We start from the raw sequence: 15,220 nt of genomic DNA, 5'->3' as shown, positions 1-15,220 counted from the left end.
TCGGCTTCGTGCTCTCCGGATCCGTACACGAGCCGATCGCCGGCCTGACCATCTCCAACGGCCTGCGGCCGGGGCTCGCCGGTTTCGCCAAGTCCCTCGCCGACGAGCTGGGCCCGCTCGGCATCCGCGTCGTCGGAGTCCTGCCGGCGCGCATCGACACGGACCGCGTCCGTGAGCTGGACGCGCTGTCCGGCGACGCGGAGGCGGCCCGTACGGCCAACGAGGCGCGCATCCCGCTGCGCCGCTACGGCACCCCGGAGGAGTTCGGGAAGACCGCGGCCTTCCTGCTCTCCCCCGCGGCGTCGTACCTGACGGGCGTCATGGTCCCCGTCGACGGCGGTTTCCGGCACGGCTTCTGACGGCCCCGGCCGGAGCGGGGTCCGTCAGGTCACCCGCTCGGCGCGGTGCTTGACCGCCTTGAGCCGTACCTCGGCCGGGAGTTCCTCCAGACCGGCCGAGGTCCGCGCGTGCGCCAGCGCCTCGTCGGACAGCCCGCGCAGCACCTGGGCGGGGGCTCCGTGCGGTTCCAGCCGCAACCGGATCCGGGCCCGGGGCGCCCTCCGCCGTCCGTCCAGCCGGACCTTGGACTCGGCCACACCGTCCAGCGCGGCGGTCTCGTCGCCGAGCGCGCCTTCCAGGGCCTTGCCGCGCAGCACCGCGCCTTCGCCGTCACCGCTGTCGACCAGCACTTCGGACAGCCGCGCGCGGCGCAACTGGGCCAGCAGCCACCACAGGGCGACGAGGACCAGGACGGCGAGGATCGCGATGACGGTCGGCCACCACCAGCCCTCGCCCCGCCACCGGTAGCGGTCGCCCTTGCTGAGCAGGACGTCGCCCTTGCCGTCGAAGGGCCACCAGGAGGGCACGGACACCCCCAGCCCGGTGGCGAGTACACCGCCGCCGACGACCAGGAGGATCAGCCCCGCCAGCCCGAGCAGTACCCGGTTGGCCTTTCCGATCACGCGGCTCACCCCTTCTTCGGCCGGCGGACGTGCACGGACAGCCGGGGCGGTCTGGCGAGCCCCAGCTCCTCGATGCCCGCGCCCAGTACGGTGCCCAGGTCGTCCCGGACGTCGTCGAGTTCACGGAAGTGGGAGACCGCCGACACGGAGGCCTTGCGGCGCCGCACCTTCACCCGCACGGACTGCACCCCGGCCACCTCGACCGCGCGGTCGCGCAGCACGAGCGAGGCGGCGCCCCGGTCGAGCGCGGCCCGTACCCCCTCCTGGTCGCGGCGCATCGGCAGCAGCGAGCGCAGCCCGGGGGTGAGGGCGAGCAGGAGCAGCCAGAGGCCGACGGCCGCCGCGACCGCCGATCCGGTGAGCACCCACACGTCGTCGATGCGCCGGGTCGCCAGCTCGTCGGCGAGCGTGCGCCGCCACTGCATGGCGGGGTGGCCGGCCCGTACCGCCGCGATGTCGTAGAGCAGGAGTCCGGAGGCTCCCAGGAGCACCAGGGACGTCAGCACGGCGGGGATCCGGCGCGCCGACCGGAAACGGCTCGCCCGTCCGCCGGAGTGCTCCGGCCGGGGACCGGGACCGGGGGCCGACCGGTCGGCGTCCGCCTCCAGCACGTCGCCGGGGGGCTGCCCGCCCGGGCCGTCCGGGGGCGGGCGCCGTGTGCCGGCCTCGGGGTCATGGGGCTCGCTCATCGGCCGTTCCCCTCCGCTCCGGCACCCGCGTCCACCGCGTGCAGCCGCTCGACCTGCACCGCCACCTCGGGTACGTCCATGCCCGCCAGGGTCTCCACCCGCTCGGTCACCCGGCGGCGCACCGCCCCGCACCGGCGGCCGATGTCACCCGGATAGCCGAGTTCGACGCTGACCTGTACCCGGGCGGTGTTCCGGTGCACCGTGACCGTCGCCCGGGGCGCGGACGCGTCCCCGGGCAACGTGCCGACGGCCTCCTTCGCCGCCTGCCCGGCGATCTTCGCGACGACCCGGTCGGCGATCCGGGTCTGGCCACGGTCCGCCGCGGCGACCCGTTCGTCCGTCGCCGTCACCGCCGTCACCGCCGCCGTTCGCCGCGCTCGCGACTCCGGAAGAAGTCGCCGGGCTCCAGGTCACCGTCCAGGAAGCGGCCGACGACGAAGCCGACCGCTCCCAACGCGGCGACCAGCAGGAACGCGCCGAACCCACCGAAGTACCCGGCGAAGCCGAGCGCCATGCCGGCGATCAGGCCGACCACAGCCATGCTCATCTGTGCTCCTCAACTGCCTCGGGGGGAGAGGACTACTGGACGCGTGACTCGGACTCGTCCTCGTCGTCGTCCTCGTCGGGGAGCTTGACGTCGCTGACGGCGATGTTGACCTCGACGACCTCCAGGCCGGTCATCCGCTCGACCGCCGCGATGACGTTCTCCCGGACCTCCGCGGCGACATCGGCGATCGCCTCGCCGTACTCGACGACGATCTCCAGGTCGAGGGCGGCCTGGGACTCGCCGACCTCCGCCTTGACGCCGCGGGTCACGGACTTCCCGCCGCCGGGGACACGGTCGCGCACCGCTCCCAGCGTGCGGGAGATACCGCTGCCCATCGCGTGGACACCCATGACGTCGCGGGCCGCCATTCCGGCGATCTTCTCCACCACTCCGTCGGCGATGGTGGTGCGGCCTCGGCCGGCGGGGGATCCGCCGCCTCGCTTGCTCAGGGAACTCCCCCGTCCGTCGTCCCCGCCGGACGCACTGCCGGGGCTGTCGGGCCGGTTCCGCTGTGGGGTCTCGGTCATCGCCGCTCTTCCCTTCGGGGGCAAGGTTGGACTTCTGCTGTCACCGTAAGTGCGCTTGCCGTGTCCCGCGCCGTGGATACGGCAGGCTGGGGGAATGACAACGGCTGAGGGCCCCCACCGGGCCGATGGATGGACCGCGGCGGTACGCCGGAGACTCGGCCTCGGCAGGCTGCTGCCGCTGGGCGGTGCCGATGACGGGGCGTGGATCGCCGAGCGGGCCGCGGAGGCGGTACTACGGGAGGCGGCGGCGGACACGGGCTCGGTACTGGGCCGGCTGAGGATCGCCCCGGCCGACCCGGAGAACCCCCGTACGCCCGCGGTTCCTGGGCCGCCCAGCGCGCTGCCTCCCGGACCGCTGCGGATCGAGGCCGGTTTCGCGACCACGGCACGGCACCCGCTGCACGCGACGGCACAGACCCTGCGGGCGGCGCTGGCGACGGCGGCGGCCACCCGGCTCGGTCTGGAGGTCGAGGAGGTGGACCTCCAGGTGTCCGAGTTGCTCGAGGAGGAGCCGGCCCGGACACCACCGGCGCCCGTCGACCTCCGTGCGGCCGAGCCGGACGGGGCCGCCGGGGCCGCGGCCGCCGGCGTGCCCGGGGTCGCGGCCCTGACCCGGGTGCTGGGCAGCGCGGTGCACATCGCGGAAGGCCATGTCCGCGTGGAGCTCGCGACGGAGGCGGACCACCGGGCCCTCGACGTCGCCCGGGCGGTGCGCGGGGCGGTGGCCGCGGCCGTGGAGGGCCGCCCCACGGTCGCCGTACTGGTCACGGCCGTGGTGGACCGGGACTGACGTCCCTGCCCCGGAGCCGGGGCGGGGGATGCCGCCTCGTCAGTCGGCGAGGCCCGCCAGATCGCGCAGCCGGCGGCCCTGCGCGGCGCGTTCGGCGGCGCGCTGCTCCTCGTAGGTGCGGGAGCCGGCGCCCGCGAGCAGGGCCTTGGTCTCCACGACGGCGTCGCGTGGGGCGGCGAGCAGAGCGGCGGCCAGGTCACGGGCCGCCGCGTCGAGCTGGTCCGCCGGGACGACGAGGTTGGCCAGGCCGGTGCGCTCGGCCTCCTCGGCGTGCACGGCACGGCCGGTGGCGCAGATCTCCAGCGCGCGGGCGTATCCCACCAGGCTCACCAGGGGGTGGGTGCCCGCGAGGTCGGGGACGAGACCGAGGCCGGTCTCGCGCATGGCGAACTGCACGTCGTCGGCGGCGATCCGCAGATCGCAGGCGAGGGCGAGCTGGAAGCCGGCGCCGATGGCGTGGCCCTGGACGGCCGCGATCGACACGAGGTCGTTGCGGCGCCACCAGGTGAACGCCTCCTGGTACGCGGCGATGGTGGCGTCGAGCTCGTCCTGCGGCCCGCGCGCCATGTCGAGGAAGGACGGCTCGCCGTCGAACCCTTCCGGGGTGAACGCCTGCCGGTCGAGACCCGCGGAGAAGGACTTGCCCTCGCCGCGCAGCACGACCACCCGGACGCTGCCGGGCAGCGCCCGGCCGGCCTCGGTCAACGCCCGCCACAGAGCGGGAGACTGGGCGTTGCGCTTGGCCGGATTGGTGAGCGTCACCGTGGCGACCGCATCGTCGACGGTGAGCCGTACGCCGTCCTTGTCGAGCACAGAGTCGTGCGAGGTCATGGGCGCCTCCGGGTCGGGTGCAGTCAGCACGTACTGATAAGTGACTGAACAGTAACCACCCGGACGGCCTCACGGCCGACCGGGTGGCCACCCGATGCTCCGGCGGACCCTCGGGGCCGGCCTCCACCCGCCCCGGACCACCGCCGTCAGGCCGAAGCGGCCTTCTTGCCTCGTGTCGCTCCGCCGCGTCCGCGCAGCGTGACACCGGATTCGCTGAGCATCCGGTGGACGAATCCGTAGGAGCGGCCCGTTTCCTCGGCCAGCGCCCGGATGCTCGCACCGGAGTCGTACTTCTTCTTCAGGTCTGCCGCGAGCTTGTCGCGCGCGGCGCCGGTCACCCGGCTGCCCTTCTTCAGAGTCTCGGCCACCCGTGCCTCCTCAAGGAAGTGCGCTCTGGACTCTCATGATCACCCCTAGCGGCCTTCCTGGCCACCCATTCGGCAAGGTCCGTACGACCCGATTCCCCGTCCCGATTCCGGCCGACACAATCGGAATCCCCCATTCCAAGGGGCTCCGGGAGGGTCTGGCCGGAACATCGAAAAGAACGGGCAGGTCAGGACCGTACGGGGGTGAGGCACCGAAACGCGTGCGCCCGGCAGACATCTGCCGGGCGCTGTTCCGGGGTACGAGACGTTCTCACCCAGATGATGGATCACACATCGGCCGAATGATCCGGACGGGACGGATCACCGGGTGTCCGGAGCCTTCGCTCCGGCCTCAGGCGAGGGCGACCAGGTCGCGGTAGTCCGCGCCCCACAGGTCCTCGACGCCGTCCGGCAGCAGGATGATGCGCTCCGGCTGGAGCGCCTCCACCGCGCCCTCGTCGTGGGTGACGAGGACGACCGCGCCCTTGTACGTGCGCAGGGCGCCGAGGATCTCCTCGCGGCTGGCCGGGTCGAGGTTGTTGGTGGGCTCGTCGAGGAGGAGCACGTTGGCGGACGAGACGACCAGCGTCGCCAGCGCGAGCCGGGTCTTCTCACCGCCGGAGAGCACCCCGGCGGGCTTGTCGACGTCGTCGCCGGAGAAGAGGAACGAGCCGAGCGTCTTGCGCACCTCGACGAGGTCGAGGTCGGGCGCCGCCGAGCGCATGTTCTCCAGCACCGTGCGCTCCGGGTCGAGGGTCTCGTGCTCCTGCGCGTAGTAGCCGAGCTTGAGTCCGTGGCCCTCGATGACCTGGCCGGTGTCGGGCTTCTCGGCACCGCCGAGCAGCCGCAGCAGCGTGGTCTTGCCCGCGCCGTTGAGGCCGAGGATGACGACGCGGGAGCCCTTGTCGATGGCCAGGTCCACATCGGTGAAGATTTCGAGCGAGCCGTAGGACTTGGAGAGGCCCTCGGCCATCAGCGGCGTCTTGCCGCACGGGGAGGGCTCGGGGAAGCGCAGCTTGGCGACCTTGTCGGAGACCCGGACCGCCTCCAGACCGGAGAGCAGGCGCTCGGCCCGCTTGGCCATGTTCTGGGCGGCGACGGTCTTGGTGGCCTTGGCGCGCATCTTGTCGGCCTGCGAGTTGAGCGCCGCGGCCTTCTTCTCGGCGTTCTGGCGCTCGCGCTTGCGGCGCTTCTCGTCGGCCTCGCGCTGCTGCTGGTAGAGCTTCCAGCCCATGTTGTAGATGTCGATCTGGGAGCGGTTGGCGTCCAGGTAGAACACCTTGTTGACGACCGTCTCGACGAGTTCGACGTCGTGGGAGATGACGACGAAGCCGCCGCGGTAGTTCTTGAGGTAGTCGCGCAGCCAGACGATCGAGTCGGCGTCCAGGTGGTTGGTCGGCTCGTCGAGGAGCAGGGTGTCGGCGTCCGAGAAGAGGATGCGGGCGAGCTCCACGCGCCGGCGCTGACCACCGGAGAGCGTGTGCAGCGGCTGGCCGAGCACCCGGTCGGGCAGGCTGAGCGCCGCGGCGATGGTGGCGGCCTCCGCCTCGGCGGCGTACCCGCCCTTGGTGAGGAACTCCGTCTCCAGGCGCTCGTACTTCTTCATCGCCTTCTCGCGGGTGGCGCCCTTGCCGTTCGCCATCCGCTCCTCGTTCTCCCGCATCTTGCGCAGGATCTCGTCGAGGCCGCGGGCCGAGAGGATGCGGTCGCGGGCCAGGACCTCGAGGTCGCCGGTGCGCGGGTCCTGCGGGAGGTAGCCGACCTCGCCGGAGCACGTGATGGTGCCGCCGGCCGGGGTCCCCTCACCGGCGAGGCACTTGGTGAGGGTGGTCTTGCCCGCGCCGTTGCGGCCGACGAGGCCGATGCGGTCGCCCTTGGCGATACGGAAGGAGGCGGACTCGACGAGGATGCGGGCGCCGGCGCGCAGCTCGATGCCGGAAGCGGTGATCACGGAAAACTCCAGGGCGGTTCGGACGGCGGAAGGGTGGTTACGGGCTCACGACTCGACGCCGTTACTCATGCACTGGAAGAAATGCCATGGGGTCAGTCTACCGGCGCTGTCCCTCTGCTCTTCCGGGTACCGCCGGAACCGGCCGGCCGCCCGTACCGCGGCGTGGGGCGGGGCGGTCGCCCCCGCGGGGACGGGCGATACTCGCCCCAGGGCGGCGGGCGGGCCGCGGCCCGGTGGAGGTGGTACGACCGTGCGGTTCGACGACGACGCCGATCTGGACACGTCGGAGGTCAGTGATGTACGCGGCAGCCGTGTCCCCGGCGGCAGGGTCACCGTGGGCGGCGGTGTCGTCGGCGTCGTGGTGCTGGTCCTCGGGCTCTTCTTCGGGGTGGGCCCGGACGAGTTGGGCCTCTCCTCGGGCGATACGGCGGCGGAGCCCGGTGCGTCCTCGGCCGGGCGGGTCCAGCGCGACTGCCTGAAGGGTTCGGACGCGAACTCCGGACAGGACTGCCGGACGGTGGCCGTGGTCAACAACGTGCAGGACTACTGGCGCCAGGAGTTCGACCGCTCCGGTGAGACGTACACCCCGGCGAAGACCGTCCTGTTCACCGACCGGGTCTCCACCGGCTGCGGGGCCGCGACCTCGGCGGTGGGGCCGTTCTACTGCCCGGGCGACCGGCAGGTCTATCTGGACCTGGGCTTCTTCGACGAGCTGCGGTCGGCGTACGGGGCCCGCGGCGGGTCGTTCGCCGAGGCGTACGTGGTGGCGCACGAGTACGGGCACCACGTCCAGAACCAGTTGGGCACCCTCGCCCGGGCTCAGGACGGGCGGCAGGGCGCCGACAGCGCCTCGGTGAAGGTGGAGCTCCAGGCGGACTGCTACGCGGGTGTCTGGGCACACCACGCGACGGCCACGAAGGACGAGTCCGGACGCCCCCTCGTCACCGAGCTGACGAAGGCGGACATCCGGGACGGGCTGGACGCGGCGGCGGCGGTCGGGGACGACCGCATCCAGGAGAGGTTCCAGGGCGGTGTGCACCCGGAGTCCTGGACGCACGGTTCGTCGGCGCAGCGCGAGCAGTGGTTCACCACCGGCTTCCGCACGGGGGACGTGAGCCGCTGCGACACCTTCCGGTGACCGGGGGCCGCGTGCGCGGGACGCGGCGGACGGCGGGCGGGGCCCCCGGACGCGGGTCCCGGGGGCCGCGGCCGGACACCGCGGCCGCCGGGGGCGCCGCGTCCCGCGTCCGCCGCTCAGGCGCCGCCGGTGTGCACCTGGAAGGCGGCGCGGCGGACGGCCTTGGCGAGGGCGGGGTCGGGGTGGGCCGCCGCGAGGGCCACCAGGACCTGGACGGTGCGCGGGTGCCCGACGGCCCGTACCTCGTCCAGGAGTGCCGGGACCGTGCCCTGGACGGCGGAGTCGAGGTGGCGGACGAGCAGCCCGGTCTCGCCGTGGTCGGCGACGGCCGCGGCGGTGTCCACCCAGAGCCAGGTGGCCTCCTCACGGCTGAGGACGTCCTGGGCGTCGTCCGGGTCGGCGCCTTCGTACTCGGCGAGCCAGAGCAGGGCGTAGGGACGCAGCGGCGCCTCGCTGACCACGGACCTGACCACCGGCTCCGCGGGGGCGCCGACGACCCGCAGCGCCTCGAAGGCGAGGCCGCGCAGCAGCGCGTCCTCGCCGCGGGCGACGGCCAGCAGTTCGGCCACGGCGCTGCCGACGGGCCGGGCGGCGAGCCAGGCCCGGTACTCGGCGCGGGCCGGTCCCGGGGTCAGCCGGGCGCAGCCGAGCAGCATGTCGGCGGCGGACTGCTCGATGTTGCCGGCCGGGCTCTGGGCGGCCACACAGATCTGCTCCAGCTTGACCCAGACCGCCCAGTTGCCGAGGGGGGTGAGGGTGGCGTGCCCGGTGCCGAGCGTGAGGGCGCCGACGGCGGCGAGCCCTTCCAGGGCCCAGTCGAGCAGCAGCGTGTTGAGGTCCGCCGAGGTCTCGGTGGCGGGCGCCGGCGGTGCCTGCGGACCGTAGGGCACCTCGCACCGTTCCTCGTGGAGTTCCGCGACGCGCTGGCCGAGGAGGTCGAGGAGGGCGGGTACCGGGACGGGGCCCGCGGACAGCTGGAGCAGGGAGAGGACCTGGGGGACGGCCTCGACGGCCTCGGCGACGGCGGTGGCCTCGATGCCCTCGGGTGAGGGGTGCACCAGGGACCAGGCGTCGAAGAGGGCCACCCAGCCGCGCAGTACCGCGGAGTCGTCCCGGTTCCAGGCGCGCAGCCGCCAGCCGGGGCGTGCGGTGTCACCGTGCAGTTCGATCAGCCCGGCGAGCCTGGCCCGGTCCCAGCCGGCCCGTACCTGGGCGGGGGAGAGTTCCATGGCGGCCGCGGCCGCTTCCAGGGCCCCGGCGGCGAGCGGGGCGGTACCCGGGCCCGCGCCGTCGGCGGCCCAGCGGGCGATCCGTACGGCGTCGGCCAGCACGGCTCTGGCCTGGCGGGCCAGTTCGGCGGGTGCCGGGGTGCCCTGGGGCGGGCGGGGGGCCGGCCTGGTACGCCGGGTGGTCACGGCCTTGCGGGCGGTGGCAAGGGGTCGCGGGCGGACAAGTCGCAGCCTGGAGTCGCGCGGAGTACGGGACGTCACGGGAGCAGTCTTGCCTCTGACGGCCCGAAAGCCCAAACGGAGGCCGGATCCGGGCGCGTGGGACGGCCGGCCGGCCCGTCACCAACCGGGCCGTTCCGTCCCATCCGCTCACATCAGGGGCGTGAGGAAGCGCCGGAGGGCCTCCTCGTAACCGGCCGGGTCGACGTTCCACATCGCGCCGTGCTGGGCCTGCGGCACCGGGTGCAGGGTGACGAGGTCGGGGCGCCGGGCGGCGAGGTCCCGGGAGGGCTGCCAGGGCGCGAGGGTGTCGTCGGGGCCGTGGAAGACCAGGGTGGGCACGTTCAGGGCCGTCGGCACCGAGGTGTCCATCAGCCGTACGCCGTGCAGCCCGGTCTGGCCCTGCGCGGCCCGGACTGCCAGCGGCAGCAGCGCGGCGGGGACCCCGCGGGCGCCCGCCAGGGCGCGGAGGGTGACCTGCCAGTCCATGACCGGGGAGTCGAGGACGAGGCCGGCGATGCGGTCGCGGAGCGCGGAGTTCACGGCCGTGTGCAGGGCCATCGAGGCGCCGGTGGACCAGCCGTGGAGGACGACGCTCTCGGCCCCGTGGCGCACGGCGTGGCGGATGGCGGCGTCCAGGTCGCGCCACTCGGACTCGCCGAGGTGGGCCAGTCCGTCGGGCGACCGGGGGGCGCCGGCGTCGCCCCGGTAGGCCAGGTCCAGCACGGGGAGCCGCTGCGACTCCAGGAAGGCCAGCACGTTCATCGGCTGCTCCCGGGTGGTCCCGAGGCCGTGCACGGTGATGACCCAGGTGGTGCGGTCGCCGGGGAGGAACCAGGCGGGCAGGGCGCCCAGCTCGCCGGGGATCTCGACGTCCTGGTAGGTGAGGCCGAGCCCGCCGAGGGGGTCGCCGCTGTGCAGCTGCGGGGTGAGGCGGACCTTGGCGCCCGGTTCGAGGCTGCCCCGGGTGACCCGCTCCAGGCGGCGTACGACGGTGTCCGCGGAGCCGTCCGGTCCCTGGTCGAGGACCGGGCCGACGATGGCGTGGACGTCGCGGCCGGTCAGCCCGTACGTCCCGGGGCGCAGGGCCGCGAAGGAGCGGGTCAGGGTGACCTGTCCGGCCGCGGTGGCGTGCACGGTGAGGCGGCGGTCGCCGGGGAAGGGGTGCGGGCCCCCCGCGAGGGCGGCGTCGCTGGCGTACCGGCCGGCCGCGACCGCTGCCGCGCCGATGCCGAGGATCGTGGTGACGGCTGCTGCCGTCGCTGTTGCCGGGCGCATCGCCCCAGTCTCCCGGTCCACCGGCCGCGTGGCCAGCGGGCCGGGCCGTCCGGTGTCCCCGTTCCGTTGACCGGGCGTGGAGTTCAGCCGGGTTGTCCGTAGCTTTCCAGGGCGTCCTGGACGTCGCGCAGCTGGGCCGGGGAGAGCAGGGACGGGCGGTGGCCGGGGACGGAGCTCGCGGTGAGCCAGAGCCGGCAGAGCCATTCCAGCTGGGCGGTGCGTTCGTAGGCCTGGTCGAGGGTGTCCCCGTAGGTGACGGTCCCGTGGTTGCGCAGGAGGCAGCCGGTGCGGTCCCGGAGGGCGTCGAGCATGTGGGCGGCGAGTTCGGGGGTGCCGTAGCGGGCGTAGGCGGCGGTGCGGACGGGGCCGCCGAGCAGGGCGGTGGCGTAGTGCACCGCCGGGACCTCGGTGACGAGGGTGGAGACGGCGGTGGCGTGGACCGCGTGGGTGTGCACGACGGCGGCGGCCGAGGTGGCGCGGTAGACGGCGAGGTGGAGGGGGAGTTCGCTGGTCGGGGCGAGGCTGCCGAGCACCTGGTGGCCGTCGAGGTCGACGCCGACCGCGTCCTCGGGGCCGAGCCGGTCGTAGGGCACTCCGCTCGGGGTGACCAGGACGACGTCGCCGGCTCTGGCCGAGACGTTGCCCGAGGTGCCGACGACGAGGCCCTCCGCGGCGGTTCTGCGGGCCGTCGCGACGACGCCCTCCCACACCTGTCCGATCGCGTCCCGCGGCTGGTCCGTCATGCGGGGATCGTAGCCAGGGGGTGAGAGATGTCTCCTCGACGGTCCCGAACGGGACGCACAGCCTTCGTCGAGCGTTCACCAAGAACGGGCAAAAGCCGGGCCCCGCACGGCCTCGGGAGGGTCCCGCCACCTGCCGGACGCGCAAGCGGAACGTCCGCTCACGGTTGGGGTCACCACAGCGCCCTGCTCAGTTCACCTTCTGTTCATCCAGCTTGCCTACGTTCCAACTGCCAATGACGCCGAACGATTGTCTGGGTAAATGGAACACATCACCCTGCTGCTTGCGATTGTGGTCGTAACAGCTCTCGTGTTCGATTTCACGAACGGTTTCCATGACACCGCCAACGCGATGGCCACCACCATCTCGACCGGCGCCCTCAAGCCGAAGACCGCGGTGGCCATGTCCGCCGTTCTCAACCTGGTCGGCGCGTTCCTGTCGGTGGAGGTCGCCAAGACGATCTCCGGCGGCATCGTCAACGAGAACGGCCTCAGAACCGAGGTCATCTTCGCGGCGCTCGTCGGTGCCATCCTCTGGAATCTGCTGACCTGGCTGGTCGGTCTGCCCTCCAGTTCGTCCCACGCACTCTTCGGCGGCCTCATCGGCGCCGCCGTCATGTCGGCCGGCTGGTCCTCGATCAACGGCGGCACCGTCGTCACCAAGGTCCTCCTGCCCGCCGTCGCCGCCCCGCTCGTCGCCGGTGTGGCCGCGCTGCTGGCCACCAGGCTGACGTACCGCATCAACCGGAACATCACCGACGAGGCCCAGCTGAAGTCGACGGCCAAGGGCTACCGGGCCGGGCAGATCGCCTCGGCCGGCCTGGTCTCGCTCGCCCACGGCACCAACGACGCGCAGAAGACGATGGGCATCATCACCCTGGCCCTGGTCACCGGCGGCGTCCTCGCCCCCGGCTCCAACCCGCCGGTGTGGGTCATCGCCTCCGCCGGTCTCGCCATCGCCATGGGCACCTACCTCGGCGGCTGGCGCATCATCCGCACCATGGGCAGCGGGCTCACCGAGCTGAAGCCGCCGCAGGGCTTCGCCGCCCAGACCAGCGCCGCCACGGTCATCCTGGCCTCCTCGCACCTCGGCTTCTCCCTCTCCACCACACAGTCCTGCTCCGGCGCCGTGATGGGCGCGGGTCTGGGCCGCAAGGGGGGCGTGGTCCGCTGGTCCACCGCCACCCGGATGTTCGTCGCCTGGGGTCTGACGCTGCCCGCCGCCGGACTGGTCGGCGCAGGTGCCGAGTTCCTGACCAAGCAGGGCCCCTGGGGCGTCGCGGTGGTGGCGGTGCTGCTCGTCGCGGGTTCCGGCGCCATCTGGCTGCTCTCGCGCCGCAAGCCGGTCGACCACACCAACGTCACCGCGGCCGGGACCGAGGCGGAGCCCGCGGGCGTCGTCACCACCGCCATCGCGGCCGTCAGCCCGCCGCCCATCGGTATGGGCGTCCCGGAGCTCAAGGCCACCATCCCGGCCCCGGCGACCGAGACGCCCGCCGACCCGCCCCGACCGGCCACGGTGTAAGGACAGATCCGCATGAACATCGACTGGGCAGCACTCGCCACCGTCTTCGGCGTCTCTCTCGTCGTCACCGTCGCACTGGTCGGGCTCTTCAGCCTGGGCATCGTCTCCCTCGCCAGGCAGGCATCGGCCGAGCGGGGCGGCGGCTCCCCGATCCCGGCGCGCGTCGGCGCGTACGCCTGCTTCGCGCTGTGCACGGCGGCGGTCGCGTACGGGATCTACCTGATCGTCGCCTGACTCCCCCGCTCTTCCCGCCGGGCCGGACGCACCTGCCGTGCGTCCGGCCCGGTGTGCGTCTGCGCACACCACAGCCCCGCAGGTCAGCGGCAGGTTGACGGGCGTTCGCGGGGCGTGGTGGACTGCCGGGGCCAACTACGGCGACAGAAGAGGAAGCCGGTGCGAATCCGGCGCGGTCCCGCCACTGTCACCGGGGAGCAGTCCCCCACACGGACGTCACGGCCCGCCACCGCGGGCTGGAAGGCCGGGGGACGCTGCGGATCCGGAAGCCAGGAGACTCTCGTCGCCGGTCACGTCGAACCAGGGCGCGGACCCTGAGTGAGGACATCTGCCATGCCCGGCCGCCGTGCGCCCGTACCCCCGCCCCTGGTCCAGCCCCTCCGAGGCGTGACGGCCGGCTGAACCGTGCGAGCCGACCGCATCTTCGCGTACGGCGCCACCGCCGGTCTCATCGGCGACCTGCTGCTCGGTGACCCCCGCCGGGGCCACCCGGTGGCCGCCTTCGGGCGGGCCGCGGCGGGCGTCGAGAACCGGCTGTGGCGTGATCACCGCGGCTGGGGCGCCCTGCACACGCTGGTCTGCGCCGGAGGCGCCGCCGGCGGTGCCGCGCTGGCCGCCCGTGCGGTGCGCGGCCGTCCCGCCGCGGCCGTGGCGCTGACCGCCGCCGCCACCTGGTCCGTCGTCGGGGGCACCTCCCTCGGCCGTGAGGCCCGTGCCATCGGCGGCGCGCTGGCCGCCGGGGACCTCGACCGGGCCCGCGAACGGCTGCCGCACCTGTGCGGCCGGGACCCGCACTCCCTGGACGGGCCGGCGATCGCCCGCGCGGTGGTGGAGTCCGTCGCCGAGAACACCTCCGACGCGGTGGTGGGCGCCCTGGTGTGGGGTGCGCTGGGCGGCGTCCCCGGGCTCGTCGGGTTCCGGGACTGTCTCTTATACACATCGGGGAAGCATCCGAGCCCCAACGCGGGCCCGGTGGAGGCCTCGTTCGCCGGCGCGCTGGGCGTACGGCTGGGCGGGACCCTGGCGTACGGCGGCCGGGTCGAGCACCGGCCCGTGCTCAACGGGGAGCGGGGCCGGGACGTGCGGGTCGAGGACGTCGAACGCGCGGTGCGGCTCTCGCGCCGGGTGGGTGTGCTGGCGCTCGGGGTCTGTGTGGCCGGGCGGCTGGCGTGGGGACGTGCGGGCCTTCGACGGGGACGTACGAGGGCCGGGAAGGGGCGGGCATGAGCGGCGGGCTGCTGGTGGCGGGGACCACCTCCGACGCGGGCAAGAGCGTCGTGACGGCCGGGATCTGCCGGTGGCTGGTGCGCCAGGGGGTGAAGGTCGCTCCGTTCAAGGCGCAGAACATGTCGCTGAACTCCTTCGTCACCCGCGAGGGTGCGGAGATCGGCCGCGCCCAGGCGATGCAGGCGCAGGCCGCCCGGGTGGAGCCGACGGCGCTGATGAACCCGGTGCTACTGAAGCCCGGCGGCGACCGCTCCAGCCAGGTGGTGCTGATGGGCAGACCGGTCGGCGAGATGAGTGCGCGCGGCTACCACGGCGGGCGCCAGGAGGCGCTGTTCGGGACGGTCGCGGACTGCCTGGAGCGGTTGCGGAGCGAGTACGACGCGGTGATCTGCGAGGGCGCGGGGTCTCCGGCGGAGATCAATCTGCGGCGCACCGACATCGTGAACATGGGCGTCGCCCGGGCCGCCGGCTTCCCCGTGCTGGTCGTCGGGGACATCGACCGGGGCGGGGTGTTCGCCTCGTTCTTCGGCACGACGGCCCTGCTGGGCGCCGAGGACCAGTCCCTGGTGGCGGGGTACCTCGTGAACAAGTTCCGGGGCGACGTCTCGCTGCTGGAGCCGGGACTGGACATGTTGTACGGGATCACCGGACGGCGTACGTACGGGGTCCTGCCGTACGCCCACGGGCTGGGCATCGACGAGGAGGACGGGCTGCGGGTGTCGATGCGCGGCACCGTACGGGAGTCGGTCGTCGCGCCCCCGCACGGCGAGGACGTGCTGCGGGTCGCGGTGTGCGCGGTGCCGCTGATGTCGAACTTCACCGATGTGGACGCGCTGGCGGCCGAACCGGGTGTGGTGGTGCGGTTCGTGGACCGGGCGGAGGAGCTGTCCGACGCGGATCTGGTGGTCGTGCCCGGTACCCGGGGCACCGTCAGGGCGCTGGCGTGGCTGCGGGAGCGGGGGCTGGCC

General features: G+C 73.7%; 18 protein-coding genes and 1 riboswitch. Of the genes, 7 read left to right on the top strand and 11 right to left on the bottom strand.

Going from position 1 to position 15,220, the window contains the following annotated elements; genetic code table 11:
- The coding region (locus tag IH13_RS0119340) for an SDR family oxidoreductase (RefSeq protein WP_031086116.1) at positions 1-359 on the top strand (359 nt) is incomplete at its 5' end.
- 24 nt (positions 360-383) lie between these two features.
- Here IH13_RS0119340 and amaP read toward each other — a convergent pair.
- The 5 genes from amaP to IH13_RS0119315 are packed head-to-tail and all read right to left on the bottom strand — an operon-like array spanning position 384 to position 2,725.
- On the bottom strand, positions 384-962 hold the full coding sequence (gene amaP, locus IH13_RS0119335; RefSeq protein ID WP_082317646.1) for an alkaline shock response membrane anchor protein AmaP: 579 nt from the start codon (positions 960-962) through the stop codon (positions 384-386).
- 5 nt (positions 963-967) lie between these two features.
- Positions 968-1,651 (bottom strand): DUF6286 domain-containing protein, encoded by a 684-nt coding sequence (locus tag IH13_RS0119330; protein WP_031086110.1) that lies wholly within the window; start codon positions 1,649-1,651, stop codon positions 968-970.
- Positions 1,648-2,001, bottom strand: a complete 354-nt coding sequence (locus IH13_RS0119325; RefSeq protein WP_199814751.1) for an Asp23/Gls24 family envelope stress response protein — start codon at positions 1,999-2,001, stop codon at positions 1,648-1,650. Before IH13_RS0119325 ends, IH13_RS0119330 begins: the two co-directional genes overlap by 4 nt.
- A gap of 5 nt (positions 2,002-2,006) precedes the next feature.
- Positions 2,007-2,198 carry a hypothetical protein gene (locus tag IH13_RS0119320; RefSeq protein ID WP_031086106.1) on the bottom strand — a complete coding sequence of 64 codons (192 nt, stop codon included), beginning with the start codon at positions 2,196-2,198 and terminating at the stop codon, positions 2,007-2,009.
- Between the two features lie 32 nt (positions 2,199-2,230).
- Positions 2,231-2,725, bottom strand: a complete 495-nt coding sequence (locus tag IH13_RS0119315; RefSeq protein ID WP_031086104.1) for an Asp23/Gls24 family envelope stress response protein — start codon at positions 2,723-2,725, stop codon at positions 2,231-2,233.
- Between the two features lie 94 nt (positions 2,726-2,819).
- Here IH13_RS0119315 and IH13_RS0119310 point away from each other — a divergent pair, with 94 nt between their 5' ends.
- A complete protein-coding gene (locus IH13_RS0119310; protein ID WP_031086101.1) occupies positions 2,820-3,515 on the top strand; it encodes a hypothetical protein in 696 nt (231 codons plus the stop codon).
- A 39-nt stretch (positions 3,516-3,554) separates the two neighbouring features.
- Here IH13_RS0119310 and IH13_RS0119305 read toward each other — a convergent pair whose 3' ends face one another.
- The 3 genes from IH13_RS0119305 to abc-f form a co-directional block, all read right to left on the bottom strand.
- Complete coding sequence (locus IH13_RS0119305; protein WP_031086099.1) at positions 3,555-4,346, bottom strand: enoyl-CoA hydratase/isomerase family protein; 792 nt, start codon at positions 4,344-4,346, stop codon at positions 3,555-3,557.
- A gap of 146 nt (positions 4,347-4,492) precedes the next feature.
- On the bottom strand, positions 4,493-4,714 hold the full coding sequence (locus tag IH13_RS0119300; protein ID WP_006123601.1) for a helix-turn-helix domain-containing protein: 222 nt from the start codon (positions 4,712-4,714) through the stop codon (positions 4,493-4,495).
- A gap of 349 nt (positions 4,715-5,063) precedes the next feature.
- A complete protein-coding gene (abc-f, locus tag IH13_RS0119295) occupies positions 5,064-6,662 on the bottom strand; it encodes a ribosomal protection-like ABC-F family protein (RefSeq protein WP_031086097.1) in 1,599 nt (532 codons plus the stop codon).
- 250 nt (positions 6,663-6,912) lie between these two features.
- Here abc-f and IH13_RS0119290 point away from each other — a divergent pair, with 250 nt between their 5' ends.
- Entirely contained in the window at positions 6,913-7,800 is an 888-nt protein-coding gene (locus IH13_RS0119290) for a KPN_02809 family neutral zinc metallopeptidase (protein WP_031086095.1), read from the top strand.
- A 116-nt stretch (positions 7,801-7,916) separates the two neighbouring features.
- Here the strand turns inward: IH13_RS0119290 and IH13_RS0119285 are convergent, their stop codons facing one another.
- From IH13_RS0119285 to IH13_RS0119275, 3 genes are all read right to left on the bottom strand, one after another.
- Positions 7,917-9,215 (bottom strand): hypothetical protein, encoded by a 1,299-nt coding sequence (locus tag IH13_RS0119285; RefSeq protein ID WP_031086093.1) that lies wholly within the window; start codon positions 9,213-9,215, stop codon positions 7,917-7,919.
- A 183-nt stretch (positions 9,216-9,398) separates the two neighbouring features.
- Entirely contained in the window at positions 9,399-10,526 is a 1,128-nt protein-coding gene (locus IH13_RS0119280) for an alpha/beta hydrolase (protein WP_031086092.1), read from the bottom strand.
- 83 nt (positions 10,527-10,609) lie between these two features.
- Positions 10,610-11,269 (bottom strand): class II aldolase/adducin family protein, encoded by a 660-nt coding sequence (locus tag IH13_RS0119275; RefSeq protein WP_031086091.1) that lies wholly within the window; start codon positions 11,267-11,269, stop codon positions 10,610-10,612.
- 259 nt (positions 11,270-11,528) lie between these two features.
- Here IH13_RS0119275 and IH13_RS0119270 point away from each other — a divergent pair, with 259 nt between their 5' ends.
- The 4 genes from IH13_RS0119270 to IH13_RS0119255 form a co-directional block, all read left to right on the top strand.
- Entirely contained in the window at positions 11,529-12,791 is a 1,263-nt protein-coding gene (locus tag IH13_RS0119270; RefSeq protein ID WP_031086090.1) for an inorganic phosphate transporter, read from the top strand.
- 12 nt (positions 12,792-12,803) lie between these two features.
- On the top strand, positions 12,804-13,025 hold the full coding sequence (locus IH13_RS0119265) for a hypothetical protein (RefSeq protein ID WP_031086089.1): 222 nt from the start codon (positions 12,804-12,806) through the stop codon (positions 13,023-13,025).
- Positions 13,026-13,172: 147 nt separating this feature from the next.
- Positions 13,173-13,305, top strand: a riboswitch (cobalamin riboswitch).
- Positions 13,306-13,430: 125 nt separating this feature from the next.
- Positions 13,431-14,252 (top strand): cobalamin biosynthesis protein, encoded by an 822-nt coding sequence (locus tag IH13_RS0119260; protein WP_031086088.1) that lies wholly within the window; start codon positions 13,431-13,433, stop codon positions 14,250-14,252.
- Positions 14,249-15,220 (top strand): cobyric acid synthase (locus tag IH13_RS0119255; protein ID WP_031086087.1); only part of this gene is annotated, 972 nt, incomplete at its 3' end. The genes IH13_RS0119260 and IH13_RS0119255, both read left to right, overlap by 4 nt.

Origin of the sequence: Streptomyces sp. NRRL WC-3549 (genome assembly GCF_000721935.1) — a bacterium.
Lineage (GTDB): Bacteria > Actinomycetota > Actinomycetes > Streptomycetales > Streptomycetaceae > Streptomyces.
Note: the sequence above shows the minus strand (reverse complement) of the source record. Positions and strands in the feature narration are given on the sequence as shown.